25 protein-coding genes are annotated in these 26,800 nt (G+C 66.3%); 7 read left to right on the plus strand and 18 right to left on the minus strand.

What is annotated here, in order from left to right; genetic code table 11:
• Nucleotides 1-126 precede the first annotated feature (126 nt).
• Nucleotides 127-1,371, plus strand: coding sequence for a serpin family protein (locus ACZY1F_RS13340; protein ID WP_463942269.1), 1,245 nt, complete (start codon nucleotides 127-129; stop codon nucleotides 1,369-1,371).
• Between the two features lie 88 nt (nucleotides 1,372-1,459).
• Here ACZY1F_RS13340 and ACZY1F_RS13345 read toward each other — a convergent pair whose 3' ends face one another.
• The 4 genes from ACZY1F_RS13345 to ACZY1F_RS13360 are packed head-to-tail and all read right to left on the minus strand — an operon-like array spanning nucleotide 1,460 to nucleotide 4,360.
• Nucleotides 1,460-2,356, minus strand: coding sequence for a hydroxymethylpyrimidine/phosphomethylpyrimidine kinase (locus ACZY1F_RS13345; RefSeq protein ID WP_463942127.1), 897 nt, complete (start codon nucleotides 2,354-2,356; stop codon nucleotides 1,460-1,462).
• Nucleotides 2,353-2,763 (minus strand): hypothetical protein, encoded by a 411-nt coding sequence (locus ACZY1F_RS13350; protein WP_463942128.1) that lies wholly within the window; start codon nucleotides 2,761-2,763, stop codon nucleotides 2,353-2,355. Before ACZY1F_RS13350 ends, ACZY1F_RS13345 begins: the two co-directional genes overlap by 4 nt.
• Nucleotides 2,760-3,674 (minus strand): TIGR01777 family oxidoreductase, encoded by a 915-nt coding sequence (locus ACZY1F_RS13355; RefSeq protein WP_463942129.1) that lies wholly within the window; start codon nucleotides 3,672-3,674, stop codon nucleotides 2,760-2,762. Before ACZY1F_RS13355 ends, ACZY1F_RS13350 begins: the two co-directional genes overlap by 4 nt.
• Before the next feature lie 29 nt (nucleotides 3,675-3,703).
• Nucleotides 3,704-4,360 (minus strand): TetR/AcrR family transcriptional regulator, encoded by a 657-nt coding sequence (locus tag ACZY1F_RS13360; RefSeq protein WP_463942130.1) that lies wholly within the window; start codon nucleotides 4,358-4,360, stop codon nucleotides 3,704-3,706.
• A gap of 182 nt (nucleotides 4,361-4,542) precedes the next feature.
• Between ACZY1F_RS13360 and ACZY1F_RS13365 the strand changes: the two genes are divergently transcribed.
• Nucleotides 4,543-5,259, plus strand: coding sequence for a queuosine precursor transporter (locus ACZY1F_RS13365; RefSeq protein WP_463942131.1), 717 nt, complete (start codon nucleotides 4,543-4,545; stop codon nucleotides 5,257-5,259).
• Between the two features lie 2 nt (nucleotides 5,260-5,261).
• Here ACZY1F_RS13365 and ACZY1F_RS13370 read toward each other — a convergent pair whose 3' ends face one another.
• The 6 genes from ACZY1F_RS13370 to ACZY1F_RS13395 all read right to left on the minus strand — a co-directional run bounded on the left by ACZY1F_RS13370 (nucleotide 5,262) and on the right by ACZY1F_RS13395 (nucleotide 10,735).
• Nucleotides 5,262-6,011 carry a dienelactone hydrolase family protein gene (locus ACZY1F_RS13370; protein ID WP_463942132.1) on the minus strand — a complete coding sequence of 250 codons (750 nt, stop codon included), beginning with the start codon at nucleotides 6,009-6,011 and terminating at the stop codon, nucleotides 5,262-5,264.
• Between the two features lie 80 nt (nucleotides 6,012-6,091).
• Nucleotides 6,092-7,402 (minus strand): tRNA guanosine(34) transglycosylase Tgt, encoded by a 1,311-nt coding sequence (gene tgt, locus ACZY1F_RS13375; RefSeq protein ID WP_463942133.1) that lies wholly within the window; start codon nucleotides 7,400-7,402, stop codon nucleotides 6,092-6,094.
• 33 nt (nucleotides 7,403-7,435) lie between these two features.
• Nucleotides 7,436-8,161, minus strand: coding sequence for an SRPBCC family protein (locus tag ACZY1F_RS13380; RefSeq protein WP_463942134.1), 726 nt, complete (start codon nucleotides 8,159-8,161; stop codon nucleotides 7,436-7,438).
• A 61-nt stretch (nucleotides 8,162-8,222) separates the two neighbouring features.
• Nucleotides 8,223-9,260 (minus strand): DUF6707 family protein, encoded by a 1,038-nt coding sequence (locus ACZY1F_RS13385; RefSeq protein ID WP_463942135.1) that lies wholly within the window; start codon nucleotides 9,258-9,260, stop codon nucleotides 8,223-8,225.
• A gap of 86 nt (nucleotides 9,261-9,346) precedes the next feature.
• Nucleotides 9,347-9,886: an NUDIX hydrolase family protein gene (locus tag ACZY1F_RS13390; RefSeq protein ID WP_463917773.1), complete on the minus strand. Its 540-nt coding sequence runs from the start codon at nucleotides 9,884-9,886 to the stop codon at nucleotides 9,347-9,349.
• A gap of 99 nt (nucleotides 9,887-9,985) precedes the next feature.
• Nucleotides 9,986-10,735, minus strand: a complete 750-nt coding sequence (locus ACZY1F_RS13395; protein WP_463942136.1) for a VOC family protein — start codon at nucleotides 10,733-10,735, stop codon at nucleotides 9,986-9,988.
• Between the two features lie 78 nt (nucleotides 10,736-10,813).
• Here ACZY1F_RS13395 and ACZY1F_RS13400 point away from each other — a divergent pair, with 78 nt between their 5' ends.
• A complete protein-coding gene (locus ACZY1F_RS13400) occupies nucleotides 10,814-11,428 on the plus strand; it encodes a YdeI/OmpD-associated family protein (protein WP_463942137.1) in 615 nt (204 codons plus the stop codon).
• 54 nt (nucleotides 11,429-11,482) lie between these two features.
• On the opposite strand, the gene ACZY1F_RS13405 is transcribed toward ACZY1F_RS13400, so the two are convergent.
• The 4 genes from ACZY1F_RS13405 to ACZY1F_RS13420 all read right to left on the minus strand — a co-directional run bounded on the left by ACZY1F_RS13405 (nucleotide 11,483) and on the right by ACZY1F_RS13420 (nucleotide 16,654).
• Nucleotides 11,483-12,640, minus strand: a complete 1,158-nt coding sequence (locus tag ACZY1F_RS13405; RefSeq protein ID WP_463942138.1) for an ABC transporter ATP-binding protein — start codon at nucleotides 12,638-12,640, stop codon at nucleotides 11,483-11,485.
• Nucleotides 12,637-14,229, minus strand: coding sequence for an ABC transporter permease (locus tag ACZY1F_RS13410; RefSeq protein WP_463942139.1), 1,593 nt, complete (start codon nucleotides 14,227-14,229; stop codon nucleotides 12,637-12,639). The genes ACZY1F_RS13405 and ACZY1F_RS13410 overlap by 4 nt, the downstream gene beginning before the upstream one ends.
• 4 nt (nucleotides 14,230-14,233) lie before the next feature.
• Nucleotides 14,234-15,289: an iron ABC transporter substrate-binding protein gene (locus ACZY1F_RS13415; RefSeq protein WP_463942140.1), complete on the minus strand. Its 1,056-nt coding sequence runs from the start codon at nucleotides 15,287-15,289 to the stop codon at nucleotides 14,234-14,236.
• A gap of 162 nt (nucleotides 15,290-15,451) precedes the next feature.
• Nucleotides 15,452-16,654: a glycoside hydrolase family 76 protein gene (locus ACZY1F_RS13420; protein WP_463942141.1), complete on the minus strand. Its 1,203-nt coding sequence runs from the start codon at nucleotides 16,652-16,654 to the stop codon at nucleotides 15,452-15,454.
• 102 nt (nucleotides 16,655-16,756) lie between these two features.
• On the opposite strand from ACZY1F_RS13420, the gene ACZY1F_RS13425 reads away from it, so the two are divergent.
• Together ACZY1F_RS13425 and ACZY1F_RS13430 are read left to right on the plus strand one after the other, a co-directional pair.
• Nucleotides 16,757-17,581, plus strand: a complete 825-nt coding sequence (locus tag ACZY1F_RS13425; protein WP_463942142.1) for an SDR family NAD(P)-dependent oxidoreductase — start codon at nucleotides 16,757-16,759, stop codon at nucleotides 17,579-17,581.
• Entirely contained in the window at nucleotides 17,578-18,828 is a 1,251-nt protein-coding gene (locus ACZY1F_RS13430; protein WP_463942143.1) for an acyl-CoA dehydrogenase family protein, read from the plus strand. The genes ACZY1F_RS13425 and ACZY1F_RS13430 overlap by 4 nt, the downstream gene beginning before the upstream one ends.
• 65 nt (nucleotides 18,829-18,893) lie before the next feature.
• Here ACZY1F_RS13430 and ACZY1F_RS13435 read toward each other — a convergent pair whose 3' ends face one another.
• On the minus strand, nucleotides 18,894-19,730 hold the full coding sequence (locus ACZY1F_RS13435) for a DUF1684 domain-containing protein (RefSeq protein WP_463942144.1): 837 nt from the start codon (nucleotides 19,728-19,730) through the stop codon (nucleotides 18,894-18,896).
• Between the two features lie 125 nt (nucleotides 19,731-19,855).
• On the opposite strand from ACZY1F_RS13435, the gene ACZY1F_RS13440 reads away from it, so the two are divergent.
• Nucleotides 19,856-20,536, plus strand: coding sequence for an NADPH-dependent F420 reductase (locus ACZY1F_RS13440; protein ID WP_463942145.1), 681 nt, complete (start codon nucleotides 19,856-19,858; stop codon nucleotides 20,534-20,536).
• A gap of 133 nt (nucleotides 20,537-20,669) precedes the next feature.
• Nucleotides 20,670-23,495, plus strand: a complete 2,826-nt coding sequence (gene ppc, locus ACZY1F_RS13445) for a phosphoenolpyruvate carboxylase (protein ID WP_463942146.1) — start codon at nucleotides 20,670-20,672, stop codon at nucleotides 23,493-23,495.
• 137 nt (nucleotides 23,496-23,632) lie between these two features.
• Here ppc and ACZY1F_RS13450 read toward each other — a convergent pair whose 3' ends face one another.
• Genes ACZY1F_RS13450 through ACZY1F_RS13460 form a run of 3 tightly spaced genes read right to left on the minus strand, consistent with a single transcriptional unit; the run spans nucleotide 23,633 to nucleotide 26,652 of the window.
• Entirely contained in the window at nucleotides 23,633-24,376 is a 744-nt protein-coding gene (locus ACZY1F_RS13450) for an ABC transporter ATP-binding protein (protein ID WP_463942147.1), read from the minus strand.
• Nucleotides 24,369-25,508, minus strand: coding sequence for a FecCD family ABC transporter permease (locus tag ACZY1F_RS13455; RefSeq protein ID WP_463942148.1), 1,140 nt, complete (start codon nucleotides 25,506-25,508; stop codon nucleotides 24,369-24,371). The genes ACZY1F_RS13450 and ACZY1F_RS13455 overlap by 8 nt, the downstream gene beginning before the upstream one ends.
• Nucleotides 25,498-26,652 carry an ABC transporter substrate-binding protein gene (locus ACZY1F_RS13460; RefSeq protein ID WP_463942149.1) on the minus strand — a complete coding sequence of 385 codons (1,155 nt, stop codon included), beginning with the start codon at nucleotides 26,650-26,652 and terminating at the stop codon, nucleotides 25,498-25,500. Before ACZY1F_RS13460 ends, ACZY1F_RS13455 begins: the two co-directional genes overlap by 11 nt.
• Nucleotides 26,653-26,800 lie beyond the last annotated feature (148 nt).

Here is a 26,800-nt window from a genome sequence, read left to right on the forward strand (position 1 = left end):
CAAAATGAGTGCAAAGCGTGACCCTGCCGGCATCGTCTGGCACCGCCGTCGCTGTTTGACTGGGAGAAGGCGGATTCCCGCCCTTGGTGCCGGGGGAGGCAACTCAAAGTGTTTCGTTTACAACGGATGATGGCGCTCGGAGCGGTGCTGGCAGTCGCAGGGTGTGCAGCCCCGGCGCCGCCGGAACTCCTCACGGCCGACGGCGTCGAACGGGTCTCGGTGGACCGTGCGGCGTACGGGAACGAACTGGCCGCGTTCCGGGACTCCGCCTTGAGGCTGGGAGACGCACTCCTGGCCAGCGGAGAGGGGAACATCATCGCGTCGCCGGGCAGCCTCCTTATTGCCCTGGCCATGTTGCGGGCCGGTGCGTCCGGTGAAGCCGCAGCTGAAATGGATGCTGTGCTGGGGCTGCCGTCTGCGGACCGCGACGCGGCCATGAACGCGCTGCTCGCGTCCCTGGAAACATACGACGACGATCCAGGCTCAGTGGACGAAGACAAACCGCCTGCCAAACCACTGGTGCATACAGCCAACGGATTGTTTGTGGACAAGAACATTCCCACCGGCCGGGGATACCTGGACAGCCTCGCAGAGCACTACGGCACCGGCGTGCATCCCGTGGATTTCCGGGATGCGGCAGTCACCAAGCCCGCGATCGATGCGTGGGTCAGCAGGAACACCGGCGGCCGGATCGAGAAAGCGCCTGCCCCCTATGACCCCAGCAACACCTTCAGCCTGCTCAACACCGTCTATTTCGCTGCCGCCTGGGACGTTCCCTTCAGTGCCAACGCCACCTCGGACGGACCGTTCGCCACCGCGGTGGGTGGAACGGTCAACGTCCCCACGATGCACGGCCTGCAGGAAATGCCCTACGCTGAGGGCCCAGGGTGGCAGGCCGTTGACCTGCCCTATGGTGAGGGCTTCGTGATGCGGCTCGTCCTTCCCAGCAAGAATTCCGACGGCGGTGCCGGCGCCCTGACGGCGGACCGGTTGTCGGAGGTGGCACGTGCCCTCGACGCCGCAAACCCTGAAGACGTCGATCTGGCACTGCCCACCTGGGACCACAAGAGCAGCTTTGACGTACGCGCAATCCTTCAACAGCTGGGGCTGCGGAAGACCCTGACAACCACCAGCGACTTTGACGCAATCCAGCCGGGGCTGATGATCACCCAGGCTGCACAGGACGCCAATATCACCGTGGCGGAGAAGGGGACCGTGGCCGCCGCCGTGACCCAGATCAACGGCATGGCGACGAGCATCCAGCCCGAGCCGGCGCGGTCCCTCAGTTTCGACCGGCCGTTCCACTATCAAATCGTGCATGTGGAAACGGGCCTGCCGCTGTTTATGGGGAAGGTCGCGGACCCGCGGTAGACGCTCACTGTCCCTGAGAAATTGAGAGAGCGTTGTCCAAAAACCCGCATTAAGTGAGAGAGGGTTCGGCGGTGGGGGTGGCGCGGGGCTAGCGCGCCCCGCCCTGCCAGAGGGCGTCGAACGGCGCGCCGGACGCCACCCGGTCGCGGATGCCCGCGGTGACAAATGACTTCGCTGTCCGGGCCGCCTGCAGCGGCGTGGCGCCCTTGGCCAGTTCCGCCGTCACGGCCGCGGCCAGGGAACAGCCGGCGCCGGAAACGGCCACGTCGCCCACCTTAGGAGCGCTGAGGACCTCCAGCGTCTCGCCGTCGTAGTAAACGTCGACGGCGTCGGGGCCTGCCAGCCGCACGCCACCCTTGGCGAGAACCGCAGCGCCGCTGATCTCATGGATGCGGATGGCGGCGGCCTTTAAGGACTCGACGTCGGTGATCGCCAGGCCGGACAATGATTCGGCCTCGAAGTGGTTGGGTGTGACGAACGTGGCCAGTGGCAGGATCTGAGCCTTCAGCGCCTGGTCCGTGTCCAGTGCGTGGCCCGGTTCCTGGCCCTTGCAGATCAGTACCGGATCCAGCACCACGTTCCGGAACCGGCCCGTTTCCAGTGCTGCCGCCACCGTGCTGATGGTGGCGGGGCTGCCCAGCATGCCGATCTTTACGGTGTCCAGGACCGGCCGGCCCGGCGCCAGCAACTCGCCCGACGCACCGCCAGCGGTGACGCCCGACGCCGGACCGTACGCCGCCGTCGTGGCTTCCAACTGGTCCGCAATGACCTGCTGGTCCACGGGTGTAAACCGGTGGTTCCAGCTGTCCTTCGGATCGAAGGACACGATGCAGGTGAGGTTGGCAATGCCGAACACACCCAGTTCCTGAAAGGTCCTCAGGTCAGCCTGGGCGCCAGCACCGCCCGTGGACTCGGAACCCGCAATCGTCAGGACGACGGCGGGAGCGGATGCGGGGGACCGGAGGGCAGCTGAAGCAAAAGTCATGGCACTATCCTGCCATCCGGCGCCGGGGCAACAAGCCTGGCATGTTCTCCGCTGTCATGTGTGGCCACGAGGCGAACTACCGCCAACCGGCCGATTGCGGCGCAGACTCCCGTCCACAAAACGAGGCCCCACATGGTGTACCAGCGGCCGCCCGTCATAAAGATGAGAGTGAGCGCGCCGGTCACCAATCCGACGACCGCGATGGCTGCAACGTGGAGCAACTGGTCGCGGACAGGCCGCATCAGGATGCCGGTGGCCAAAGCCAGCGGCATTCCCAGCAGGATGGCCGCGGCAATGCCGAAAACGTAGCCTGTGGCGCCGTGCGGAAAACCAAACAAGAGCACGGTGATAGCAGCGCCAAGCAGGAACGCCGCGGGGCCGAACGTCACGCGGAGCGGCCGGTTCATGCCCTGCCCTTGGCGATTGTGAGAAGGGCCCGCCCCAGCTCCGGCTGCCGGAAGATGAACCCGGCATCGAGCAGTTTCTGCGGCTGGACCCACCTGCTCTTCAGTACCAGTTCGGTGTCGGTGCGGATCACCACGGCGCCCAGTCTAAGCAGCGGGGCCGGGGTGGGAATGCCAAGCCGGGAGCCATAGGCCCGCCTGACGAGGTGCATGAGTTCGCGGTTGTCCACGACGTCCGGGGAGGCCACATTCACCGGGCCGGAGATGTCGGTCCGTTTGTGCAGGAAGCGGACGGTGCGGTAAAGGTCCTCCACGTGGATCCAGCTGAACTTCTGCTTCCCGTGGCCCATATGCCCGCCCAGGCCGAGCCGCGCGAGGGTGGCGAAGGGCCGCAGCGCGCCGCCGCCTGGCCCCAGCACGATGGCGATCCGCAGCGGGATTTTCCTGGTGCCGGGTGTGTTCGCCGCGGCCAGGGCGGCTTCCCAGGCGCGCGCCACATCCACGGAAAAACCGTTGCCGAGGTCGCCGTCGGACTCTGTTTGCGGCCGGTCGTCCGCGTGCCGGTAGATGGTGCCGGTGCTGGCGTTGAGCCAGGTCGACGGCGGTGCCTGGCAGTGTGCCAGGGCGCGGCCGAGTGCCGCGGTGGTGGTGACTCGGGAATCGAGGATGATCGCCTTGTTCCGCGCATTGTAGCGGCAGTTGACCGACCGTCCGGCGAGGTTCACCAGGAGGTCGGCGCCGTCCAGCACCCGGGTGATGGCGCCGTCGTCCCAGTTTGCGGACTCAGCCGAGCCCTTGGCTGCCCGGCGGCCGATGGTGCGGACCTTCCAGCCGTCCCGCTCGAAACGCTCCCGGAGGTAGGTGCCAATGAAGCCCGAGGCTCCGGCCAGCACCACGGTCTTTGCTTTGTTCATGACTTTCCCCATTGTGTTCGGTGGTGCGTTCAGTCGCGAACGCTGCGGCTCAGGCTGAGGACATCGTCCAGCACTTTGTTGACGCCGGGAATCTTTGCGAGCGAGAGTCCCCGGGCGATCAGCGGGACGGCTCTGTCCACGAGTTTCCGGGTGCGGCGCTGGCCTTCCGAGGTGTCGTACACCCAGAACAGTGCGATCCCCATGTAGCCCAGCCACAGCAGCTCCGGCAGCTCCGCGCGCAGCTTCTTCGGCGCCTGCGGACTGGCGCCTTCCACCGCAGCCCGGAAGATGTCCAGCGAGGCTTCGCGGGCCGCCGTCGACTCTCCCGCGAAGGGGTTGACGGGCGACGTCGGCCGGATGGCCGTGGCCACAAAATCCGCACCGAAGCGGTGGTACGGCGCCATGACGTCCAGGCCTGCGTGCAGCGTGGCTTTCAGGCGGCTGCCCAGGTCCTTGAGGCCTTTGAGGGCCTCGTCAGCCTTGGCGGCATGTTCTGCCTGGACCTGGACGTAGAGTTCCTGGACCAGGTCATCTTTGGACTCGAAGTAGTAGTAGGCGTTACCCACGGAGACGCCGGCCTCTGCTGCGATGGCCCGCATGGTGGTTTTCTCGAAGCCGATCTCGCGGAACATGCGCAGTGCCACATCCGCCAGGAGCTGGCGGGTCTGCTCGCTTTTGGCTGTCACCGGATTCCCCTCTTTTTTGAACGTGTTCAGAAATGAGTATGGCATGGAACTGAACGTGTTCAAAACGGTGGTGCCCCGGGTTGGTGGGAGAATGGCGTGACAGTGCTAATACAGCCGGCGTCCCGCGACACCTTTCGCTGCGGAACGGTACGCCGAGCGAACCACTATGAACGGACACCCCCATGCCCTCCCCCTCAGGCCGTGACGCCTTGCCCGTCACCAACCCCGCAGGCACAGCCGCCAAATTCGCATCGATCGGCTCGCCGTACTTCGGCATCATGCTGGCCCTTATGGCCGTGGTGCTGATCCTTTCGAACATCGGCGCATCCAAGGGCGTCGCGATCGGTCCGATCATCACCGACGGCGGCTTCTTCCTCTTCCCTCTGGCCTACATTCTGGGCGATGTGATCAGCGAGGTTTACGGTTTCAAGGTGGCACGCAAAGCCATCTTCACCACTTTTGCCCTGTCTGTGTTCGCCTCGATCTGCTACTGGGTGATCATCGCCCTGCCCGGCTTTGATGACGACTTCGGCACGTCCAAGCAGGCAGCCCTGGAGGGTGCGCTGGGCCCGGTCCCGCAGATTGTGCTGGCCTCACTGCTAGCATTCCTGGCCGGGCAGACCATCAACTCGTGGATCCTGGTGAAGATGAAGGCCCGCTCCGGGGAGAAGTCCCTCTGGGCGCGGCTGATGAGCTCCACCGGCGCAGGTGAATTCGTGGACACCCTGATCTTCTGCAGCATCGCCGCGTCCGTCATCGGCATCACGGACTTCGGCACCTTCGTGAACTACGTGGTGGTGGGCTTCGTCTACAAAACCCTGGTTGAGTTCCTGTTCGTCCCGGTGACGTCCCTGGTGATCGGCTGGATCAAGAAGCGCGAACCGAGCTACGGCGCGTAAAGTCAGCCCTTGAGCGTTCCGTCGAGGAGGGCGCGGAGCTCGGCGTAGTGGCGCTCCGTGGCCTCAAAATGGAACATCGAGGTGTCCGCCATCGAATAGCCGTGCGGCGCGCCGGCGTAGATCTCGTTGGAAGCCTCGAGCCCGGCAGCGTCGAGCGCCGCTCCCAGACGCGCAACGGCGTCGGGATCCATGCTCTTGTCGTGGTCCGCGTGGCCGAACACGAACCGCGCCCGGGCTTTGTCGAGTCCCAGGTGCGGGCTGTCCGGGGCGTCGCTCGCGAGGCCACCGCCGTGGAAACCGCCACAGGCTGCCACCGCGTCGGGGTGGGCGATGGCCGTGCGGACCGCGAGGCGGGCACCCATGCAGTACCCGAACGTACCGATCGGACCCGGCGCGACGTCGTCGAGCGTTCCCAGCGCTTCCACCCACGCGTCAATGTCCGGCAGCGCTTTGTCCGTGGTGAGGTGCCCTAAGCGCGGAAAGGCGGCCTTGCCGGCAGCGGCCCGCCCCTCCGGAGTGGTCATGTCCGTGGTCGGGGCGAGGTCCGCGGCCGTTCCGTCGCGGTAGAAGGCGTTCGGCGCGAGGACCACGTAGCCCCAGTCGGCGATGCGCTGCGCCATCTCCTCGATGCGCGGGCGTAGGCCGAACGCGTCCATGTAGAGGATGACGCCGGGGAAGGGACCTTCGCCGGAAGCGGGGCGGGCGACGATAGCCTCGGCCGTGCCTTCTGCGGCAGCGATTTCGATGAGCATTTGGTCAGGATAGCGGAGGACGACGGCGGGACTCGCCTCTGGGCGCGCAGCGACACCCGGGATCCGGGCCGGGCCGGTGCTCAGGAGTAGTACTGCGCCAGGGTCTCGGCCTTGAACTCGAAAAAGGTCCCGGCCTCGATGGCCAGCCGCGCATCGTCCACCATCTTCACCACAAAACGCTCGTTGTGGATGGAGATCAGCGTGGCCGAGACCATCTCCTTGGCCTTGAACAAGTGATGGATGTAGGCCCGGGAATAGTTGGCGCACGCGTAGCAGTCACACCCGTCCTGCAGCGGACCGAAGTCGCGCTTGTACTTGGCGCCGGACAGGTTGAAGCGGCCGGCCGGCGTGTAGAACGCGGAGTTGCGGGCTACCCGCGTGGGGGAGACGCAGTCGAAGGTGTCCGCGCCGTTCTCGATGGCGGTGAAGATGTCGTCCGGCTCAGAAATGCCCAGCAGGTGCCGCGGCTTGTCCTCCGGCAGTTCCTCGTTGCACCAGCGCACAATCGTGCCCAGGTTCTCCTTCTCCAGCGCACCGCCGATGCCGTAGCCGTCGAAGTCCATGGCGCCAAGGTCCCGGCATGCCTTCCGGCGCAGGTCCTCATACTGTGCACCCTGGATCACGCCGAACAGGGCCTGGTACGGCCTCCCCACGCGCTCGGAGGTCAGCCGGAAGTGCTCCTCCAGGCAGCGCAGGGCCCACAGCCGGGTGCGCTCCAGCGATTCCTCCTGGTAGCCGCGGGAGTTCTGCAGCGTGGTCAGCTCGTCGAAGGCGAACATGATGTCCGCGCCGATCTGGTGCTGGACCTGCATGGAAATTTCAGGCGAGAACCGGTGGCGGTCGCCGTTGAGATGCGATTTGAACCAGACACCGTCGTCGTCGATGTGGGCCAGGCGTTCTTTGCCCGGAGCCACGGCGTCGTCCGGGACCGCCGCTTCCGCGGAAGACACAGTCTTCATGTCGATGACCTTCTTGAACCCGGAGCCCAGGCTCATGACCTGGAACCCGCCGGAGTCCGTGAACGTGGGCCCGGACCAGTTCATAAACGCACCCAGCCCGCCGGCCTCGTCCAGGATGTCCGCCCCCGGCTGGAGGTACAGGTGGTAGGCGTTGGCCAGGAGCGCCTGTGCCCCCAGGTCCGCCATGGATTCCGGGAGGACGGACTTCACCGTGGCTTTGGTCCCGACGGCGATGAACGCCGGGGTGCGGATCTCGCCGTGCGGAGTGGTGATGGTCCCCGTGCGGCCCAGGAATTCGCCGCCGTTGGCAGATACCTGGGCGGCCGATGGCGCACAGCTGTCGGCAAGGCGGGTACCAACGGTGAAGGAGAACTCGGACTGGTCAGCTGCAGCGGCGGAGACAAATGGAGCGGAGGCGGGGTTGGCTGGCACGGTTCCAGTGTGCCAGCAAACGCCGCCGATCCCTCAGTGGGCCGCTTCCGATGTGGGGTAGTTCTCAGCCCGCCAGCTGTCCCAGAGCGAATGGATGGACTCCAGTTGGTGGGCACCCAGATCAAACGTCGAGGCGATCACCATGGCACCGCCTTGGGGCCTGACACCTTCAATGACGGGCTGGTCCGCCACGATCAGCAGGCCGTCCCCGTGCTCCGCGTAGCCGTGGACGGTGAGTCCCACTTGGTGGTTGCTGCGGAACCAGACCTTGCCCGTGATCTCCTCGCCCGTGGACAGCGTCAGCGCGTACGGCTCACCCGGCGCAGGCACGTCCGACAATCCGAGCTTTTCGATTTCGGAATCCGAGGTGCCGGGAAATTCGAAGAACAACGTGTGCCGTTTGCCGTGCGGGTGGTGCTCCAGCGCGAAGCGGAGTTGCTGGAGGAACGTCAGCCAGCCCTGCGTGATGTCCTCATCCCAGGCCGCCCATTCCGAATTGTGGTCCAGGGCTGCCCGCGTGACACTGACCTGAGTCCCGGCGGAGACCGGCTTGAGGTCGAAGAGGTCGCCGCCGTTGGTGGTCAGGCTGGTGTGGTCCGGGGCTTCAACGACGTTGCTGCTGAAGTAGATCCCGTCAATCTCATCAGCCAGTTCATCGGCCTCCCAGCCGTGCCACTGGGCCACTTTGGCCGGTTCACGCAGCATGGTCCAGACCTGCGGCGCGTCAGCATTTATCACCACGCTCAGATTGTTCGTCATAGCCCGAATCTACAACGCAGGCGCTGCCCCGGGTAGGGGGTAATTCCCCCACCCGGACAGCTCAGGCCCGGACGGCCTCGAGTTCGTTGCTGATCCGGCGCTGGAGTTCGCCCACGCCGATCGTCTCAGACCCGCCGTGCGCCCGCAGGAACAGCAGGGACTCGAGGCGCAGCAGCCGCCATTCCCGCTCGGCCTCATGGTTGGAGTTGTCGATCGAGCGGAAGATCTCTTTGTCGTACAGGTTGGGTTCGTTCAGCGAACGCTGGCGCACCTTGGCGTTCATCCGCGCCTTGAACGGGTCCGTTTCCTGGTTTTCGGGCAAACGCAGCAGCTTTTCATAAACTTCGGCGCGCTCCTCCTGCCGTTCCTGGCGGCAGATGAAGCTGGACAAGGCCAGCGACGCCTCCACGGACGCCCACCGGCCCGGGTTGCCGTCGAACGGCAGGACGTTGAGCAGGTCCGCCACGGTGAGGGCCCCGTCCGGATCCTTCAGCGTGATGAACAGTTCGTGGGCGAGGTCGCTGAGGTCCTTAAGGCAGCTGCCGGACTTGAAGTTGATGCCCTTGGCCAGCTTGTCCGCCAGCAGCAGCACACCAACGGCGTCCGGGTGGGCTTCCGCGGCAGCCTCCACCACCGCTTCCGGGGTGCCCTGCGGCGCCGGAATCTGCGCCAGTTCTTCCGCGGAGGGTCCGCTCGCCGCGGGCGGGATGGCCGGCAGAGGAGGTACGACGACGGCGGGAGCCGCTGGGGCTGCCTCCCCTTCGCCGGTGTGCTGGGGCTGTTCGGCAGGGGGTTGCGCCGAGACCGGCAGCTGCGTGACGGCGTCGGGCGTTGCGTCCTGGAAGGTGGCGTCCGGAACCGTGATGACCAGGACTGTTGTGTCCAGGATCCTGACGGTGGATCCGGCGGCGATGCGGAGCGTGCCGCCGCCGGTGAGGTTCGCCAGAACCACCGCCGGGGTCCCGAAATCATCCTGTTCAAACTCCACATGCTGAATTTCGGCGGTGCGTTCACCGTCAGGGAGAAGGAGCTGATCGCCGGTGGTCAGAGAGCCAGCCTGCTGTTCGCTGTAGTGCCGGGCGGCTGGGGTTTCGGTCATGGGAGTCCTTAAGTTCTCTTGCGGTCCGCCCTACAGTCTACAAAGCGGGGCGCCGGAAGTCGGGGACGCCGGGGAACCCGCGGGCGTCAGTGACCCACTCCGGCAAAGGCCAGGGCCTGGCGGACCAAGGCGCCGCGGCCGCCGCTGAATTCGAGCTGGACGCCGGCGCTGAGCACTTCGGCCGGAGTCATCCACGTCAGTTCCAGGGCATCCTGGCGGGGCTCGCATTCGCCTGTCACGGGGATGACGTACGCCAGGGACACCGCGTGCTGGCGTTCGTCGGTGAAGCCGGTCTGGGACGGGGCGGGGAAATATTCGGCCACCGTGAAGGGGACCGGGCTGATGGGGAGCTGCGGAAAAGCGAGCGGTCCCAGGTCCTTTTCCATGTGGCGCAGGAGCGCCGCGCGAATGGTCTCCCGGTAGATCACGCGCCCCGAAACCAGCGACCGGATCATGTTTCCGTCTTCATCGGCCTGGAGCAGCGTGCCAACCTCGTTCACAAAACCCAGCGGATCCAGCCTTACCGGCACGGCCTCCACATAGATCATGGGGAGCCTCCCTCGGGCCTCAAAAAGATCTTCTTCGGAGAGCCAGCCGGGATTGGGGTCAGGAGTGCGAACGTTCATGGTTAAGTTCTACCTCATCGGAGGACCGGGGACCGCTGAGGGGTGAGCTCTCAGCGTAAAGCGTCGTGCAAAGCGCCGAAATCTGACCCCTCGGCTGGTTCACTCTGCGGCGAGGCGCTGTGAGATCCAGAGAGTGGGCGGGACATGCGGGGCCGGTGTGGCAGCGGTAGTGCCTACGGCGTCGGGGTTGGCCACGTGCAGGGTCCGGCCAAAGGCTTCCTCGGTCTCGCTGACGTCCAGCCCGGCGGCGGTGAGCCGGTCCCGCAAGGCGCCCAGATCGCCGTCGTACTCAAATCCCAGGCCTGACCGCGGCGGGCCGGACGCCGGGCGCACCATCAGCACCCCGCCGTTTTTGGTGGTGAAGTCGGCGGTTTCATCGGCGTCCGGGACGGGGCGGAACCTGGCGCCGATGTCCTGCAGCGTCACCGCGGCGGCGCCGGGATCCGCCGTAAACCAGACCCCGACGACGGTCAGTGCCGGATCAGCGTCAGCCGAGTGTGGCTCCCGCGCACCTTTGTCCGCCAGGAAGCTGAAGCCGTCCCGGCCGGTGATGCGGCAGGACTCGCCATGGTCAGCGGCGATGAGCTCGGCAACTGTGTTCCCGGATTCCTCCGCGGCCAGTACGGTGCGGCGGGCGAATTCGGTCAGATCGCCCACCTCGACGCCGAGGGCCGTGGTGCCGTCATCCGCCGCGCCGGCGTCGGACAGATGCAGGGCCAGCCGCCCGGAACCGGCGTCAAACTCCCGCCAGGGGCCGTCATCAACGGTCTTGGCCAGGCCCAGGGCCGTGAGGAGTTGCTCCCAGCTGTCCGGCCGGGAGGTGAAATGGACGGGACGGACACGCAGCATTGGGTTCCTCCTCGAAACCGGGACGGGTGGGCTACGGCCATCATGCCACTTCCTACGTCAGGCAGGCAGAATAGGGTCATGGCCATTGAACTCGAGGAACTGCTGGTAGCGGACGCGGCGGAGTGGCGGCTGTGGCTGGAAGCCAACCATAACGACAGCCCCGGCGTGTGGCTGGTGCTGCACAAGAAGGGCGGCCACACCACTGAGCTGGACTACGAAGCCGCGCTGCAGGAGGCGCTGTGCTTTGGCTGGATCGACGGTCAGGGCAAACGGCGCGACGACGACAGCTCCTTCCAGCGGATGACCCGCCGCGGCTCGAAGAGCGTTTGGTCGGCGCGGAATGTGGACCGCATCGGGAAGCTCGAGGCTGCCGGCAGGATGACTGCGGCGGGCCGCGCGGCCGTCGACGCCGCCAAAGCGGACGGGCGCTGGGAGGCAGCCTACGTGGGGCAGGCGACGGCGGAAGTCCCGCCGGACCTGGCCGCAGCGATCGCTGCGGTCCCCGCGGCCCAGGCCATGTTCGACGTCCTCACCTCTGTGAACCGGTATGCCCTGATCTACCGGACGAATTCCGTGAAGCAGGCGTCCACGCGGGAACGGAAAATCGCCGGCTTTGTGGAGATGCTGGCACGGGGCGAGGCGCCGTATCCGCAGAAGAAAAAGCCCGCCGCCCCACCCCGCCCAACTAGGTAGCAGCACATGTCGGTTTGAGGGCTCATTACGACATCTGCTGCTACCTAGTTGGGATTAGTCGTCGTGGGGGAAAGCGACGGCTTCGCCCACCACCCGCAGGCAGAGTTCCATTCCGGGCCGGGCGATGGAGGCGTTCCAGTGCCGGATGGTGATGACTTCGCCGCCGCCGGGGTAGCGGTGGTCGGTGCGGCCAGCCAGTTCAGGCGGCACAGAGAGCTTGAGGCGCACGGTGGTTTCCGGGCCGAAGTAGTCGGTGTCCACCACTACGCCACGGATGGGGCCGTCCTCTGCGATGCGGATCTGCTCCGGACGCAGCATCAGCTGCACCCGGCCCTGGGCAGGCGGGCGGCGCACGGGAATTCCGCCCAGTGAGCACGTGGCCAGCGAGCCTTCCATCCAAGCGTCCAGGATGACGGCGTCGCCCAGGAACTCCGCGGTGGCGCGGTCTGCGGGGCGGGTATAGACCACAAACGGGTTGCCGATCTGGGCCAGCTTGCCGCCGCGCATCACCGCCACCTGGTCCGCGAAGGACAGGGCCTCGGCCTGGTCGTGGGTGACCAGGATGGTGGTGACGCCGGCTTTGTTGAGGACATTGGCCACGGCCCGCCGGGTCGCGACGCGCAGGCCGGCGTCGAGGGCTGAAAAGGGTTCGTCCAGCAGCATCAGTTCGGGTTCGCGGGCCAGCGCGCGGGCCAAGGCCACCCGCTGCTGTTGCCCGCCGGAGAGCTGGTGTGGGCGCCGCTTGGCCATGGAGGCGTCCAGCGAGACCATGTCCAACAGCTCTGTGATCCGGCCTGCCACGGCGCGCCGCCCGCCGTCGAGCTTCCCGGCGTCCAGGCCGAAGGCGATGTTCTGGCCCACCGTCAGGTGCGGGAAAAGCGCCCCGTCCTGGGCCACGTACCCCACCTGGCGCTTGTGCGCAGGCAACCACACGCCGTCGCCCGCCACCTTGGCGCCGTTGAGCGAGATGCTGCCGGTGGCGGGGTGCTCAAAGCCGGCGATCAGCCGCAGCAGGGTGGTCTTGCCCGAGCCGGAGGGCCCCACGATGGCGGTGGTGCCGCCCTTGGCCACAGAGAGGTTGACGCCTTTGAGGACGGCCTGGGACGCAAAATTCTTGGTGACGTCCGTGATCTGCAGGTGGCTGTTGGTGGAGGGTGCCACGGACGGCGCGATCCGCGGTTCCGGAAGCCTGGAGGGGGATTGTTCGGTCACTGTCCGGCCACTTTCTTGGACTGCTGGAAGAGAAGGTAGGTCATCGGCGCCGAGAGCAGGATCATCAGCAGGGCGTAGGGGGCGGCGCCGGCGTAATCGATCTCGCTGCTTTTGCTCCAGAACTCGGTGGCGAGCGTGCGGGTCCCGTTCGGGGAGAGCAGGAGCGTGGCGGTCAGCTCGTTGGCAATGGCCAGGAACACCAGGGCCGCGCCGCCAGCGGCCGCCGGAGCAGTCAGCCGCAACGTCACCCGGATGAAGGCCAGCAGCGGCGGTTTGCCCAGGGACTGGGCGGCCTCGTCCAGTTCCTTGGGTGCCTGGGACAGGCCGGCGCGAAGCGTGACCAGCGCCCGCGGCAGGAACAGCAGGACATAGGCGGCCACCAGGACTCCGGCCGTTTGGTAGACGCCGGGGACCAGCCGGATGCTGACGGTGACGAACGCCAGGCCCACCACAATCCCGGGCAGGGAACTCGTGACGTAGTTGGAGAGCTCCAGGGACTTGCTGAACCAGCTGGGGTGCCGCACGGCAAGGAACGCCATGGGGAACGCGACGGCGGTGGTCACCACCGCGCCGGCCAGGCCGTAGCCGAGCGTGGTCAGGAGGGCCGGCGCGAACTCATCGGCCGCCCAGATTGCGGAACCGCCTGCGACGATCCAGCGCAGGACGAAGAACACCGGCAATCCGACGGCCAGTCCCGTCAGCGCCAGCAAGGACAGCTGCGCCGGAACCTGGTAGGCGTGCAGCGGCAGGCGCATTGCTCTGGCCTGCGCGCCGGACCCTATGCGGGCGTAGCGGGCGGTGCCCCGGCCGCGGACTTCCACCACCAGCAGGATCAGGCAGAAAAACACCAGGACGCTGGCGAGCATGTTGCCGGCGGTCCCGTTGAACGTGGACTGGTACTGGACCATGATCGCGGTGGTGAACGTATCGAAACGGATCATCGCGAACGCCCCGTATTCGGCGAGCAGATGCAGGGACACCAGCAGGGCGCCGCCGGTCATGGCGATCCTGAGCTGGGGGAGTACCACCCGGAAAAAGACGCGCCAGTTGCCGAGGCCCAGTGAGGCGGCGGACTGTTCGATGGCCGGGTCCAGGCGGCCGAGGGTGGCCGCGGCGGGGATGTACACCAGCGGGAAATACGAAAGCGTGGCGATCAGGACCCCGGAGCCCAGCCCGGCCAGGGACGGGACCGCCGATACCCACGCGTAGCTGTTCACAAACGCGGGAATGGCCAGCGGCGCGGCCAGCAGCACGGCCCAGATTTTGTGGCCGCCGAGTTTGGTCCGCTCCACCAGCCAGGCACCGCCCACGCCCAGGATGATGCTGAGCGGGACAGTGAACACCACCAGGAGCACCGTGTTGAGCAGCAGCTCGCCCACGCGCGGCCGGAAGATCAGTTCGACGGCGGTGTCCCACCCGGTTGCCGCCGTCATGTACACGACGTAGCCCAGTGGTACCAGGGAAAACAGGGCGATCAGCACTGCCAGGATGGACACCGCGGAAACGCCGAAAGGCGGGCGGGGGCTGGTGCCCCGGCCCGCCGTCGTCGTGCTCCCCACGGACGGGGGAGCCGATAGATCAGTGGTCACTGAATTACAGGAGTCCTGCCTTGGTCATCAGCTCGGTGACCTTCGTGGAGTTCAGCTTGGCCGGGTCCACGGTGGGCGCCTGGAGTTCCGTGAGGGGAACCAGCTTGTCGTTGGCCGGAACCTCGGAAGCGATGGCGTACTCGAACGAGGTGCCGTTCTTGAGGACTTCCTGGCCCTTCTTGCCGGTGATGAACTTCAGGAACGCCTGGGCAGCCGCAGCGTTCTTGGCGGACTTCAGCACGCCGCCGCCGGACACGGACACAAACGCGCCCGGATCCTGGTTCTTGAAGAAGTACGGGGTGACGTTCTTGGAGTTCTCGCCGGTCTTGGCCTGGTCACCGTAGTAGTAGTAGTGGTAGATCAGCGCGGCGTCGACTTCGCCGGCGTTGACGGCCTTCATGGCGGTGCTGTTGCCCTTGTAGGCCTTGAAGTTTTCCTTCATGCCCTTGAGCCATTCCTCGGTGGCTGACTCGCCCTTGAGCTCCAGCAGCGCGGCGACGATGGCCTGGAAGTCGGCGCCGGACGGTGAGGCGGCCCACTTGCCCTTCCACTCCGGGTTGGCCAGGTCCAGCATGGACTTGGGCAGCTTGTCTTCGCTCAGCTTGGCCTTGTCGTACACCAGGACGGTGGAGCGGGCGGCAATGCCCGTCCACTTGTTGGTGCTCGGGCGGAACGCGGCCGGAACCTGGTCAACGGTGGCCTTGTCGACGTCGGCAAAGAGGCCGGCGTTCTCAACCTGCGCCATTGCAGGGGAGTTTTCGGTGAGGAAGACGTCGGCCGGGGAAGCCGCGCCTTCCTGGACGATCTGGTTGGACAGCTCGGTGTCCGAACCCTGGCGCATGGTCACCTTGACGCCGGTCTCGGCGGTGAAGGCCTCGATCCATTCCTTCGTCAGGCTCTCGTGCTGCGCGTTGTAGACCGTGATTTCGCCGGAGACTTTAGCTTCGGCGGACGGGGAGTTGGTGGCTGCCGGCGTGGTGCCGCCGCCACAGGCGGTCAGTCCCAGGGCTGCGGTGGCGGCGAGTGCGATGCCGGCCAGTGCGCTGTTGCGGATCTTCATTGGGGCTACTTTCTGGGGAAAAGTGTGCGGACCTACTGTCCTGGTGAGCCGGGGAAAGGGGATGGCTCACCCGAGAAACTGTAGGTTAGCCAAACCTAAGGTACCAAGCAGCACGGCCCTTAAGTGAGCAGGATCACATGCATTACGGAACTGTTGCGTGACCTAATTCGCCTGCGGCTCTCGGCGGATGGCCGCCGCGGCCTCCAGCGCTATCCAGGCCTGCAGCTGGGTGGACAGTTCGACGGCGGCACCTGGCGGGTAGGTGGTGTCCGCCGGCTGGGCCGCGTGGACGGAAAAGACGCACCTGCCGTAGCTTCCGGTTGTCGCCCCTGCTCCCGCCGGCCGGCGGCCCGCCCAGAAGGCGTCGGCGGTAGCAGTCACGAGCTCCGTAGCGGTGTTCCGGGCGGACTCCGGAAGCCGGGCGTCGGCGGCGGCGAGTGCCAGGTACCGGCAGAGAATCCCGGTGAAGAGTCCGCCGTCGCCCGTTCCATCGCAGCGGAGGACGCGCGGGGAGCTGTCCGGCGCTGCAGGGTGCACCGTCAGGTGTTGAGCCACGCCGTCAATGACCGCCGAGGCACGGGCGAGGTTGGCGTCGCCACCGAGCTCCAGCAGGGCTCCCAGCACAGGGCCTTGGTTGTAGGTATAGATGGTGTCCTCCACCAGCACTTCGCCGGCCGCGCTGAGCCGCGCCCCGTCGATATAGAGGCTCTGGTGCTCGTCGAACAGCACAGCGTTGAGCCAGTCCACCAGCCGCTGCGCCTTGGCTTGCTGGCCTGTCCGGGCGTAGTAGAGCGCCACGGGGGCGGTAGCCGGGGTGTTCTTGAAGTCGCGCTTTTTACTCCAGAAAGTCCCGCCGCCCAGGTCGTCGGTGGAGGCCGAATCGAACTGCAGCGTGAGGGTCTTCTGGACCCTGGCGTTGCGGCGGCGGCCGGGTTTGCGCGTCTTCTCGGCAAGGCTTTGCAGGCGGTGCGTTGCTAGCGCCAACCAGGCCATGTCGTCGTAGTAGTTGTTGACGAAGGTGAAAGCGTTGCGCAGCCGGATGCCCGTGACAAGCCTGGACGCGAGCCTGCCGGCGCTGGGGAGGTGTGGGCCGTTGAACCTTGCCGCGGGGGTGCCCCCATTGCCCAGTTCGCGGCGCCCGGCATCCACCAGGCAGTCCACGTAGTGCGCTTGCCACCAGTAGTGCCACGGGTGGAGGACGTTCCTAAGGCGTTTCGACGGCCATTGCACGGCAGCGAGGTGGGTTCCCGGCAGGAACAGCAGGCGCCTGCCGAAGAGATCCGTGACGGAGCGGGCTGCCACGTTGGCCCGGTCCTGCCAGTCGACGGCCTGCCAGTCGGCGGGTTCGGCTTCCGGCATGGTCATCCGTTTAGCCTAGCGGGTGCGGCCCGCCCGAAATTCAGTTAACATTCACTAACTTATGTTTCGCGCCGGTCACCGGTGTCGGAGCCGCATCAAGGAGGATGTATGGACGTCTTGGGTACTGTCGCGCTGGTTACGGGTGGGGCCTCCGGGCTTGGGGCTGCCACGGCGAAGCGCCTGTTCGACGCCGGCGCCTCGGTGGTGCTGATCGACCTGCCGTCCTCCGCCGGTGCGGCCTACGCCGCCGAGCTCAATGCGGCAACGCTGAACGTCGCCGGCAGCGGTTCGGGGGACGGTTACGGGGCGCGCGCGGTCTTTGTCCCCGCTGACGTCACCAACGAAGCTGAGGTGCAGGCCGCCGTCGACGCCGCGGTGGCGCTTGGACCGCTCCGTGTTGTTGTGAACTGCGCCGGCATCGCCACACCGGGCAAGGTCCTGGGCCGGGAAGGCGTCCTTCCGCTGGACACGTTCACCCGCGTCATCCAGGTCAACCTGATCGGGACTTTCAACGTGCTGCGACTGGCGGCCGCTGCCATGGTTTCAACGGAACCGGTGAGCACCGAGCTGGGCGGGCCCGAGCGCGGCGTCATCATCAACACGGCCTCCGTGGCGGCCTTCGACGGGCAGATCGGCCAGCCGGCCTACGCCGCTTCCAAGGGCGCCGTCGCCGCCATGACACTGCCGCTGGCCCGTGAGCTGGCCCGCTCGCTGGTGCGCGTGGTGACCATCGCCCCGGGCATCTTCGAAACACCTATGATGGCGAGCCTGTCTGATGAAGCCCAAGCTTCCCTGGGCCAGCAGGTCCCGCACCCGTCCCGCCTGGGCAAGCCCGCCGAATACGCCAACCTGGTGGCACACATTGTGGAAAATGCAATGATCAACGGCGAAACCATCCGGCTCGACGGCGCCATCCGAATGGGCCCGAAATGAGCCTGCCGGGCGCCGCGGATCCGGCGATCTCCGAACCGTCGATTGACGACCTGCCCACCGCCGATTTTTTCGCGTTCGAGTCCTTCCTTAACTCGAAGGAGCGGGCCAAGCTGGCCGAGCTGCGGGAGTTCCTGGCCGCGGAGATCGCCCCGTACGCGTCGGACTGGTGGAACAAAGCGGAGTTCCCGGCGCACATCCTGCCCAAACTCGCCGCGCTGGAGCTGAGCACGCCGGCGCAGCGCGGCTACAGCAACCTCTTCGCGGGACTGGTCATCGCCGAGATGACGCGCGTTGATACCTCGATTGCCACATTTTTCCTGGTCCACCACGACCTCTTTGTGGAGTCGCTCTACGGATTCGGCTCACCCGACCAGCGGGCGCGGCTGCTTGCGGACGCTTCAAGCCTGCGCGTCACCGGGGCATTCGCGCTGACGGAGCCCGGCCACGGTTCCGACGTGGCCGGCGGCATGGAGACCCGTGTCCGGCGCGTCTCCAGCGCAACGGGAGAGCCCGACGACGACGGCGACTCCTGGGTGCTCAACGGCGCCAAGCGCTGGATCGGGAACGGGACGTTCTGCGACTACATGCTGGTGTGGGCCAGGGACGAGGCCGTGGCTGCCGACGGGCATGGCGCGGTGCGCGGGTTCATCGTTGACGCTTCCCTGCCGGGCGTGGGCCGGAGCCGGATCGAAAACAAGATTGCGCTCCGGACCGTGCAGAACGCGGACATTGTGTTCAAAGATGTCCAAATCGCCGAGTCCGACCGGTTCGCCGGCATCAGCAGCTTCGAAGACACCAACCAGCTCCTGCGGGGCTCGCGGATCATGGTGGCGTGGCAGGCCGTGGGGCAGCAGCTGGCGGCGTTCGACGTCGCCCGGCAGTACGCCGTCGAACGCCACCAGTTCGGCCGGCCGCTGGCGAAATTCCAGCTCATCCAGCAGCAGCTGGTGACCATGCTGGGCAACGCCGTAGCCAGCATGGCCATGATGGCGCGTATCGCCCAGCTGCAGGACGACGGCGCCGCGGAGATGCCGCAGGTGGCCCTCGCCAAGTCGTACACGAGCGCCCGGATGCGGGAGACCGTGGCGCTGGGCCGGTCCATCCTCGGCGGCAACGGCATCGTGACTGACTACCGGATGGCGAAGATCTTCGCCGACGCCGAGGCCATCTACACCTACGAGGGCTCGTTCGAAATCAACACGCTCATTGTGGGCAGGGCTGTCACGGGTGTCTCCGCCATCGCCTGACCCCGGCACCAGCGCGAACGTACACTTGGGGCCCGGCGATGTGGGCCCCAAGTGTACGTTCGCGTTCAGTCGGTGAGCATCGGGTCCTTCTCGCCGGCTTCGATCTTCGCATCCAGGCTGTTGCCTTTCACGGGCATGGGGCAGGTGCCGTACGGGGTAAAGGCGCTGGGGTAGTTGATTGCCCGGTTGAAATCCAGGACCACCGTGGCGTTCCCGGCCGCATCAACCCGGGGCCTGGGGGTGGAGACTTTCCGCCAGTCATCCGTCGAGTCGCCGTTGGTCTCGTCGTGGAACGTGATGGTCAGTGCCCCCAGTTTTTCCTCCTCCGCGTGCAGCCGGTACTCATGGTCAATGCCCGGTAACCGGAAAACCACCTCGCCCACCGAATAATGCACGCCGTCCACCAGCGGATTGGCTGTTCCGATCGGGATGGCAACCGGTTCTGGATACGCTTCGTAGCCTGCTTCAATCACCAGGTCCGGGTTGAAATCGAAGGTGGGCACGCCGTCGAACTCCATAAAGACGGGAGAGCCGGAGTCTCGGGTCCGGATGGCATATTTGTTCGCGCGCATCGCCAGTTCCACCACCACCTGCTGCCCGTCCACGCCGCCGGACTGCACCCACATCAGGGATTCCTCGTTGGCGAGGGAAGCCGTAATGGTCCCGTCGACGGGCTCGCCGGTTTCCACCAGCGTCAGCCCGTCCTGCGCGGCGGCGGTGAGCGTCGCCGTCGTGCCGTCCGTTGACCAGAGGCCGGGGGACAGGTCGACGCCGGCGGGCCGGGATTCCAGCCACTGGAAGGAGGTGAGGGTCAGCCAGCCGTGCCGGGTGGCGAGGGCTTTGTTCCGGTTGGTGCGGAAACGCTGCCAGCGTTCCAGCTGCGCGGCTGCGGTGGTGTTCATGGTTCCTCCAAAGCGGGTCTGATTCCCCGGCTACAACTCCGGGCAGACACCGTTCATTCCACGGCGTCCATACCAGTGGGCGAGTAACGTTTGGTATGGACCACCGCAAGCCGAACGGGAGTGACATGAAGATTGCAGTACTTGGAACCGGAAGCGTGGGGCCCGCTCTCGCCGAAGCCTTGTCCCGGCTCGGGCACGATGTGGTGATGGGAACCCGTGACCCGCAGGCCACGCTGGCACGCACCGAACCTGGCGCCACCGGAGGCCCGCCGTTTTCCCAGTGGCACGCATCCCATCAGGAGATAGGCGTCGCCACACTTGCCGGTGCGGCCGCAGCCAGCGAACTAGTGGTCAATGCCACCAATGGCACGGCCTCTCTCGCAGCGCTCGCCGAGGCAGGCGCAGCGAACCTGGCTGGAAAGATCGTGATGGATGTGGCGAATCCGCTCGATTTCACCCAAGGGTTCCCGCCGGCACTGAATCCCGTAAATACTGACAGCCTCGGCGAACAGATCCAGCGTGCCTTCCCGGATGCCCGGGTAGTGAAAACACTGAACACCATGACCAACAGTGTGATGGTTGATCCGGGGCGCGTAGCCGGCGGAGACCACACGGTGTTTGTCTCCGGCAACGATGCCGGGGCCAAGGCGGCAGTAACTGAAATCCTGACCGCCCTTGGCCACACGGACGTGCTTGACCTCGGCGACATCACCACTGCCCGCGGCGCGGAAATGGTGTTGCCGCTCTGGCTGCGGGTCTGGGGTGCGCTGGGCACCGGCGAGTTCAACTTCAAAGTAGCCCGCTGAGGATGGCGTGACACGAAGTGAGACGGATTCCGCCTTCGCCATCGCGTGCGGGTAGCATCGATAGCTAGTAACGTGGCTCACAGTATCCAGCGCAGTGTACGAGCCAAGTCCGAACCCTCGAAAGACAGTTTCCATGGCTAACACTGCTGCAATGAATTCATCAACCGACCTCGCCTCTGAGCTGAGGGCCGATGTCCGGCGTGTCTCCACCCTGCTGGGCGAATCCCTGGTCCGCCAGCACGGCCCCGAACTCCTGGATCTGGTGGAGCAGGTCCGCCTCCTCACCAAGGAGTCCAAGGAAGCCGCCCGCGGCGGTGCCGATGCCACCGGCCCCTGGAGCGCGCACGACGTCGTCGAACAGGTCCGCGAACTGCTCGGCTCCCTGCCGATCGAGCAGGCCACTGACCTGGTGCGTGCGTTCGCGTTCTACTTCCACCTGGCCAACGCCGCGGAGCAGGTCCACCGCGTCCGCGGCCTGCGGACGCGGACGGAGAAGGACGGGTGGCTGGCCAAGGCTGTCACCGAAATCGCCGCCAAGGCGGGGCCCGAAGTTTTGCAGGAAGTGGTCAACGGGCTTGACGTCCGCCCCATCTTCACCGCCCACCCCACCGAGGCTTCGCGCCGTTCCGTGCTGGATAAGATCCGCAAGCTCTCTGACGTCCTGGCCGAGCCCACCAAGGAAGGCACCACCGCGCGCCGCCGGCAGGACCGCCAGCTCTCGGAAGTCATCGACCAGATGTGGCAGACCGACGAACTGCGCCAGGTACGCCCCACCCCTGTGGACGAGGCCCGCAACGCGATCTACTACCTCGGCGGCATCCTGACCGACGCCATGCCCGAGATGCTCTCCGACTTCTCTGAACTGCTCGGCGAGCACGGCGTCAGCCTGTCCTCCCAGGACGCACCCATCCGGTTTGGGTCCTGGATCGGCGGCGACAGGGACGGCAATCCCAACGTCACGGCAGCGGTCACCAGGGAAATCCTGCAGATCCAGAACCAGCACGCCGTCCGCATCAGCATCGCCATGATGGACGAGCTGATCTCCATCCTGTCCAACTCCACCGCATTGTCCGGCGCGGACCAGACCCTGCTGGACTCCATCGACGCGGACCTGAAGAAGCTGCCGGGCCTGGACCGGCGCGTCCTGGAGCTCAACGCCCAGGAGCCCTACCGCCTCAAGCTCACGTGCATCAAGGCCAAGCTCATCAACACGGGCAAGCGGGTAGTCGCCGACTCCACCCATGAGCACGGCCGTGACTACAGCTCCACAGAGGAACTCCTCAACGACCTCGAACTGCTGGAGCTGTCCCTCCGCAACCACTCGGCGTCACTCGCTGCCGATGGCGCGCTGGCCCGCGTCCGCCGCGCGGTCGCGTCCTTCGGCCTGCACCTGGCCACCCTGGACATTCGCGAACACGCCGACTACCACCACGACGCCGTTGGCCAGCTGATGGACCGGCTGGGCGGCCCCGGCATCCGCTACGCGGAACTGAGCCGCGTGGAACGCTTTGAGGTCCTCGGTTCGGAGCTGGCGTCACGCCGGCCGCTGTCCGGCCACCCGATCAAGCTCGACGGCGTCGCTGACGGCACGTACGACGTCTTCCGTGAGGTCCGCCGCGCCCTGCGCACATATGGGCCGGACGTCATCGAGACCTACATCATTTCCATGACCCGAGGCGCGGACGATGTCCTGGCCGCGGCCGTCCTGGCCCGGGAGGCAGGCCTGATCAACCTGTTCGGCGAATCTCCCTACGCCAAGATCGGGTTTGCGCCCCTGCTGGAGACGGTGGAGGAACTGCGTGCCTCGGCGGAGATCGTGGACCAGCTGCTGTCCGTCCCGTCCTACCGTGACTTGGTCCGGCTGCGCGGCGACGTCCAGGAAATCATGCTGGGCTACTCGGACTCCAACAAGGAATCCGGCGTGATGACCAGCCAGTGGGAGATCCACAAGACCCAGCGCAACCTGCGCGACGTGGCGGCCAAGCATGGTGTCCGCGTCCGGTTGTTCCACGGCCGCGGCGGGTCCGTGGGCCGCGGCGGCGGACCCACCTACGACGCCATCATGGCCCAGCCCAACGGCGTGCTCGAAGGTGAGATCAAGTTCACCGAACAGGGCGAAGTCATTTCGGACAAGTACTCGCTGCCCGAACTGGCACGGGAAAACCTGGAGCTGTCCCTCGCGGCAGTGCTGCAGGGCTCGGCCCTGCACCGGGACCCGCGCACGTCGGACGACCAGCGCGAACGGTACGGGCACGTTATGGAAATCGTCTCCGATGGTGCCTTCGACCGGTACCGGAAGCTGATTGACCATCCGGACCTGCCCGCGTACTTCCTGGCCTCCACTCCGGTGGAGCAGCTGGGCTCGCTGAACATCGGCTCCCGCCCGTCCAAACGCCCGGATTCCGGGGCGGGCCTTGGCGGCCTACGCGCCATCCCGTGGGTCTTCGGCTGGACGCAGTCGCGGCAGATCGTGCCGGGCTGGTTCGGTGTTGGTTCGGGCCTGAAGGCTGCCCGCGAGGCCGGAAACTCCGCTCAGCTGGTGGAGATGATGCAAAACTGGCACTTCTTCCGGTCGGTCGTCTCCAACGTGGAGATGACGCTGGCCAAAACGGACCTGGACATCGCCGGGTATTACGTGGCCACCCTCGTTCCCAAGGAATTGCACCACATTTTCGCGGCCATCCGTGAAGAGTTCGACCTCACGGTCACCGAGATCCAGAACCTGACCGGTGAGAACGTCCTTCTGGATGCCCAGCCCACGCTGAAGCGTTCGCTGGAGATCCGGGACCAGTACCTGGACCCCATCAGCTACCTGCAGGTGGAGCTTCTCCGCCGCGTGCGGGCTGCCCAGGGCGCCGAAGGCGAAAGCATCAGCGGTGCCGAGATCGACGAACGGCTCCAGCGGGCCATGCTGATCACCGTCAACGGCGTAGCGGCCGGCCTGCGCAACACGGGCTAACCCCCCACCCCTCGGACGCTCTCTCACTTAATGCGGGTGCTTCCCAAACGATCTCTCACTTTCTTAGGGAAAGTGAGATATCGTTTGGGTTTTTCCTGCGTTAAGTGAGAGAGCGTTTGCGTGAACCAAACACTCTCTCACCGGCCGCCATAGCGCACCACCACGGTCCGGCGGGTGCTCCGACCGTCGGTGTACGCCATGGTGCTGACGCCCACGCCGTACAGGGCCGTGAGTTCCTTTTCGCTCAGGAGCTCCAGGGCATCGCCGGTCCGGGGTCCGCTGGGAGTGAGCAGCACGGCCCGGTCCGCGAGGTAGAGGGCGTGGTCCGGGTGGTGGGTGCTGAGGAGTACCGCCATGCCGTCCGTCATCAGGTCGCGCAGTAGCCGCAGGACGCGGACCTGGTTTTTCAGGTCCAGACCGGTGGCGGGCTCGTCCAGCACCAGGACGGGGCAGCCGGCCGCGATGGCCCGGGCAATCAGGACCAGCTGCTGCTCGCCGCCGCTGAGGGTGGGGAAAAACCTGCCGTGAAGGCCGGCGATGCCTACCCTGTCCATGGCCTCCAGGGAAGCAGCCCGGTCCGCCGCACCTGGCGAACGGAAGAGGCCGATCTGCCGGGCACGTCCCATCAGCACCATGTCCAGGGCCCGGTAAGCGAAAGTACTGCCGTGGGCTTGCGGTACATAGCCCGCCCTGGCCGCCCGCGTGACGCTTCCCTCGACCGGTTTCAGCAGCCCGGCGGCGCAGCGCACCAGCGTGGTTTTGCCGCTGCCGTTCGGTCCCAGGACCGCGGTGGCGGTTCCTGGCAGAACTTGGAAGCTGACGTCCCGGAAGACCCAGTCCGTCCGGCCGTAGCCGTAGCCCAAGCCGTGGAGCTCAAGCACTTTCCCAGATCCTGTCCCGGTTACGGCGCAGCAGGACGAAAAACACGGGCGCACCGATCAGTGCCGTCAGCACACCGAGAGGGATTTCGCCCGCCGTTGCGGTACGTGCCACTGTGTCCACCAACATGATGTAGGCGCCGCCCAGAAGGAAGGACACCGGCAACAGGACCCGATGGTCCGGCCCCACCCACATCCGTGCCAGGTGCGGGACCACCAGGCCCACCCAGCTGACCGCGCCGCTGACGGCCACTGCCCCGGCCACGATCAACGCCACCGAAACCAGGACCACCCAGCGCAGCGGGCGGGGCCGGATCCCCAACGCGGTGGCCTCGTCGTCGCCCAGCGAGAGCACGTTGATGCGCCAGCGCAGGGCCAGGAGCACCAACGCCCCACCGACGACAGGAACCAGCGCCACCGCCACCTTGGCGAAGGTGGCGGTGGCTACGCTCCCCAGAAGCCAGAAAACGATGGCCGGCAGGGTGGTGTTGGGATCGGCGATGTAGGTGACCAGGGCTACCAGGGCCGAGAAGAACGATCCCGTGACCACGCCGCCCAGCACGATCATGAGCAGGGGAGTCCCGCCGCGCCCGGACGTGATGACGAAGAGCATGGCCAGGGCAATCAGTCCGAATGCGAAGGAACTGGTGATGAGCGCGAAGGTCCCCAGCCCCAGGAGTATCGCCAGCGCGCCGCCGAAGGACGCGCCCGCGGAGACACCGATGATGTCCGGGCTGACCAGCGGATTGTGGAAGATGGCCTGCAGCGCGGCGCCGCCGATCGCCAGGCCGCCGCCCACCAGCAGCGCCAGCAGCACGCGGGGGAGCCTGACCAGGAGCACCACATTCTGCTCCGTGGCGGTGGCGTCGGAGGGGATCGGGACGGCCTGCCCCACCAGGATCTGCACCACGTGCCAGAGCGGTACGTTGTAGCGGCCCACGGCCAAAGCCACCAGGGTAACAGCGATCAGGAAGGTGGTGCTGATGGCGATGGGTTTCAGTACCGATGGTTCAGGCCGCCTGTCACCCGCCGTGTCCGGCTTCGAGCCACGGTCCCGGGCCACGCCACCTGCCCGCTCACCGGGCTGCCCGTCGCCGTCGAGTTCAAGCCGTTCGTCGCTGGCGTCATGCAGCATTGAACTGCCGGTAGTGGTCGGAGTCGGCGTTGGCCGCAGTCCACAGGACTTTGTCCAGCTCCGCGGCCGTGGGCTTGTGGTTGTACAGGAAATCGAAGTACTCGGTGACCTTGTTCCGGAGGACGGAGCGCTGCTGCGGGAAGGCAATGTCGCTGAGCCAGTGCCACATCAGAGGCGATTCCTGCCCGGGGGGATCCCACCGGTACCCACCCAGCGGCACCTTGTACACACGCCGGTTCTTGACCGCGGACACGGTCTGCCAGACGGGGTCAGAGTAGAGATCCCGGGGCATGGCGGCGTCAAAATTCCCCAGCAGGATGATCTCCGGATCCCACCGCAGGACCTGCTCCACGTCCAGGCCAACCATGCCCGAGCCCTGCAGCGGATCGTTTCCGGTAGCGGGATTCGTGCCGCCCACCAGCTTGATGTAGAAATCGTTGTAGCTGTTGGCGGCGGCCACCTTCAGGCCGCCGGTGAACCGGTTGAAGTACAGGATGCTGGGCCGGGTGGAGTTCCGGCCAGCCGCCAGTTTCTTGATGGCGGCAAGTTCCAGGTCGCTGCGGCTCTTGATATCCACGGCGCGTTCGGGCTTCCCCAGCATCGTGGCGAACATGGCTACCCACGCGTCCACGTCTTCCTGTTTGCCGGTGTTGGTCAGCCCGATGACGTTCAGGCCGGCTTTTTCCAGCGGGTCGATCAGCTGCGCGTCGGACCACTGGATCACCACGTCCGGGTCCAGGGCGCGCACGCTCTCCACATTGGCCGTGAAGTCCTGGGTGGCGATCTCGTGCGGCAACTCCAGTGCCTTGGGAAAGATGGTGCCCATGATGCCGTCGCGCATCGCCACCCAGGAGGCGTTGTGCATGGCGGCGAGGTGGTCCGCCGTGCGGTCCACCGCCACGAGCAGCGATGCAGCCGGCATGGGTATGGTCACCACCCGGGTCACCGGCCGGGTAAACGTGAGGGATTTGCCGCGCTGGTCGGTGATGCTGATCGCGCCACTGCCGCTGTTGCCACCGTTCGTTGCAGGGCCCGACGACGGCGGGGAACCAGGGGTGCCGGCGCATCCGGCCAGGAGGGCTGCAGAGCCTCCCGCCACGAGAAGTTGAAGGGCGGTGCGGCGGTTCAGATCAGTGGTTGCCATGTGTGTGACCCCTGTGCTTCGGTCTTCACAGCATCCGCTCGCGTGCCGAGGCTGTCAACGATTTTATGGTGCCCCGGCGGCTAACGCGCCCTTGTCCGGGACCGGCTGCGGTGCTACGTTCGAAAGACCCTCGGAGAAGGTGGCCACG

The organism is Pseudarthrobacter xylosi (assembly GCF_055412765.1).

Bases quoted from the DNA above. Each gene is read 5' to 3' on its own strand.
- ACZY1F_RS13340 (WP_463942269.1), top strand. From the start codon at position 127: ATGATGGCGCTCGGAGCGGTGCTGGCAGTCGCAGGGTGTGCAGCCCCG.
- ACZY1F_RS13345 (WP_463942127.1), bottom strand. From the start codon at position 2,356: ATGACTTTTGCTTCAGCTGCCCTCCGGTCCCCCGCATCCGCTCCCGCC.
- ACZY1F_RS13350 (WP_463942128.1), bottom strand. From the start codon at position 2,763: ATGAACCGGCCGCTCCGCGTGACGTTCGGCCCCGCGGCGTTCCTGCTT.
- ACZY1F_RS13355 (WP_463942129.1), bottom strand. From the start codon at position 3,674: ATGAACAAAGCAAAGACCGTGGTGCTGGCCGGAGCCTCGGGCTTCATT.
- ACZY1F_RS13365 (WP_463942131.1), top strand. From the start codon at position 4,543: ATGCCCTCCCCCTCAGGCCGTGACGCCTTGCCCGTCACCAACCCCGCA.
- ACZY1F_RS13370 (WP_463942132.1), bottom strand. From the start codon at position 6,011: ATGCTCATCGAAATCGCTGCCGCAGAAGGCACGGCCGAGGCTATCGTC.
- ACZY1F_RS13380 (WP_463942134.1), bottom strand. From the start codon at position 8,161: ATGACGAACAATCTGAGCGTGGTGATAAATGCTGACGCGCCGCAGGTC.
- ACZY1F_RS13385 (WP_463942135.1), bottom strand. From the start codon at position 9,260: ATGACCGAAACCCCAGCCGCCCGGCACTACAGCGAACAGCAGGCTGGC.
- ACZY1F_RS13390 (WP_463917773.1), bottom strand. From the start codon at position 9,886: ATGAACGTTCGCACTCCTGACCCCAATCCCGGCTGGCTCTCCGAAGAA.
- ACZY1F_RS13395 (WP_463942136.1), bottom strand. From the start codon at position 10,735: ATGCTGCGTGTCCGTCCCGTCCATTTCACCTCCCGGCCGGACAGCTGG.
- ACZY1F_RS13400 (WP_463942137.1), top strand. From the start codon at position 10,814: ATGGCCATTGAACTCGAGGAACTGCTGGTAGCGGACGCGGCGGAGTGG.
- ACZY1F_RS13415 (WP_463942140.1), bottom strand. From the start codon at position 15,289: ATGAAGATCCGCAACAGCGCACTGGCCGGCATCGCACTCGCCGCCACC.
- ACZY1F_RS13420 (WP_463942141.1), bottom strand. From the start codon at position 16,654: ATGACCATGCCGGAAGCCGAACCCGCCGACTGGCAGGCCGTCGACTGG.
- ACZY1F_RS13425 (WP_463942142.1), top strand. From the start codon at position 16,757: ATGGACGTCTTGGGTACTGTCGCGCTGGTTACGGGTGGGGCCTCCGGG.
- ACZY1F_RS13430 (WP_463942143.1), top strand. From the start codon at position 17,578: ATGAGCCTGCCGGGCGCCGCGGATCCGGCGATCTCCGAACCGTCGATT.
- ACZY1F_RS13435 (WP_463942144.1), bottom strand. From the start codon at position 19,730: ATGAACACCACCGCAGCCGCGCAGCTGGAACGCTGGCAGCGTTTCCGC.
- ACZY1F_RS13440 (WP_463942145.1), top strand. From the start codon at position 19,856: ATGAAGATTGCAGTACTTGGAACCGGAAGCGTGGGGCCCGCTCTCGCC.
- ppc (WP_463942146.1), top strand. From the start codon at position 20,670: ATGGCTAACACTGCTGCAATGAATTCATCAACCGACCTCGCCTCTGAG.
- ACZY1F_RS13455 (WP_463942148.1), bottom strand. From the start codon at position 25,508: ATGCTGCATGACGCCAGCGACGAACGGCTTGAACTCGACGGCGACGGG.
- ACZY1F_RS13460 (WP_463942149.1), bottom strand. From the start codon at position 26,652: ATGGCAACCACTGATCTGAACCGCCGCACCGCCCTTCAACTTCTCGTG.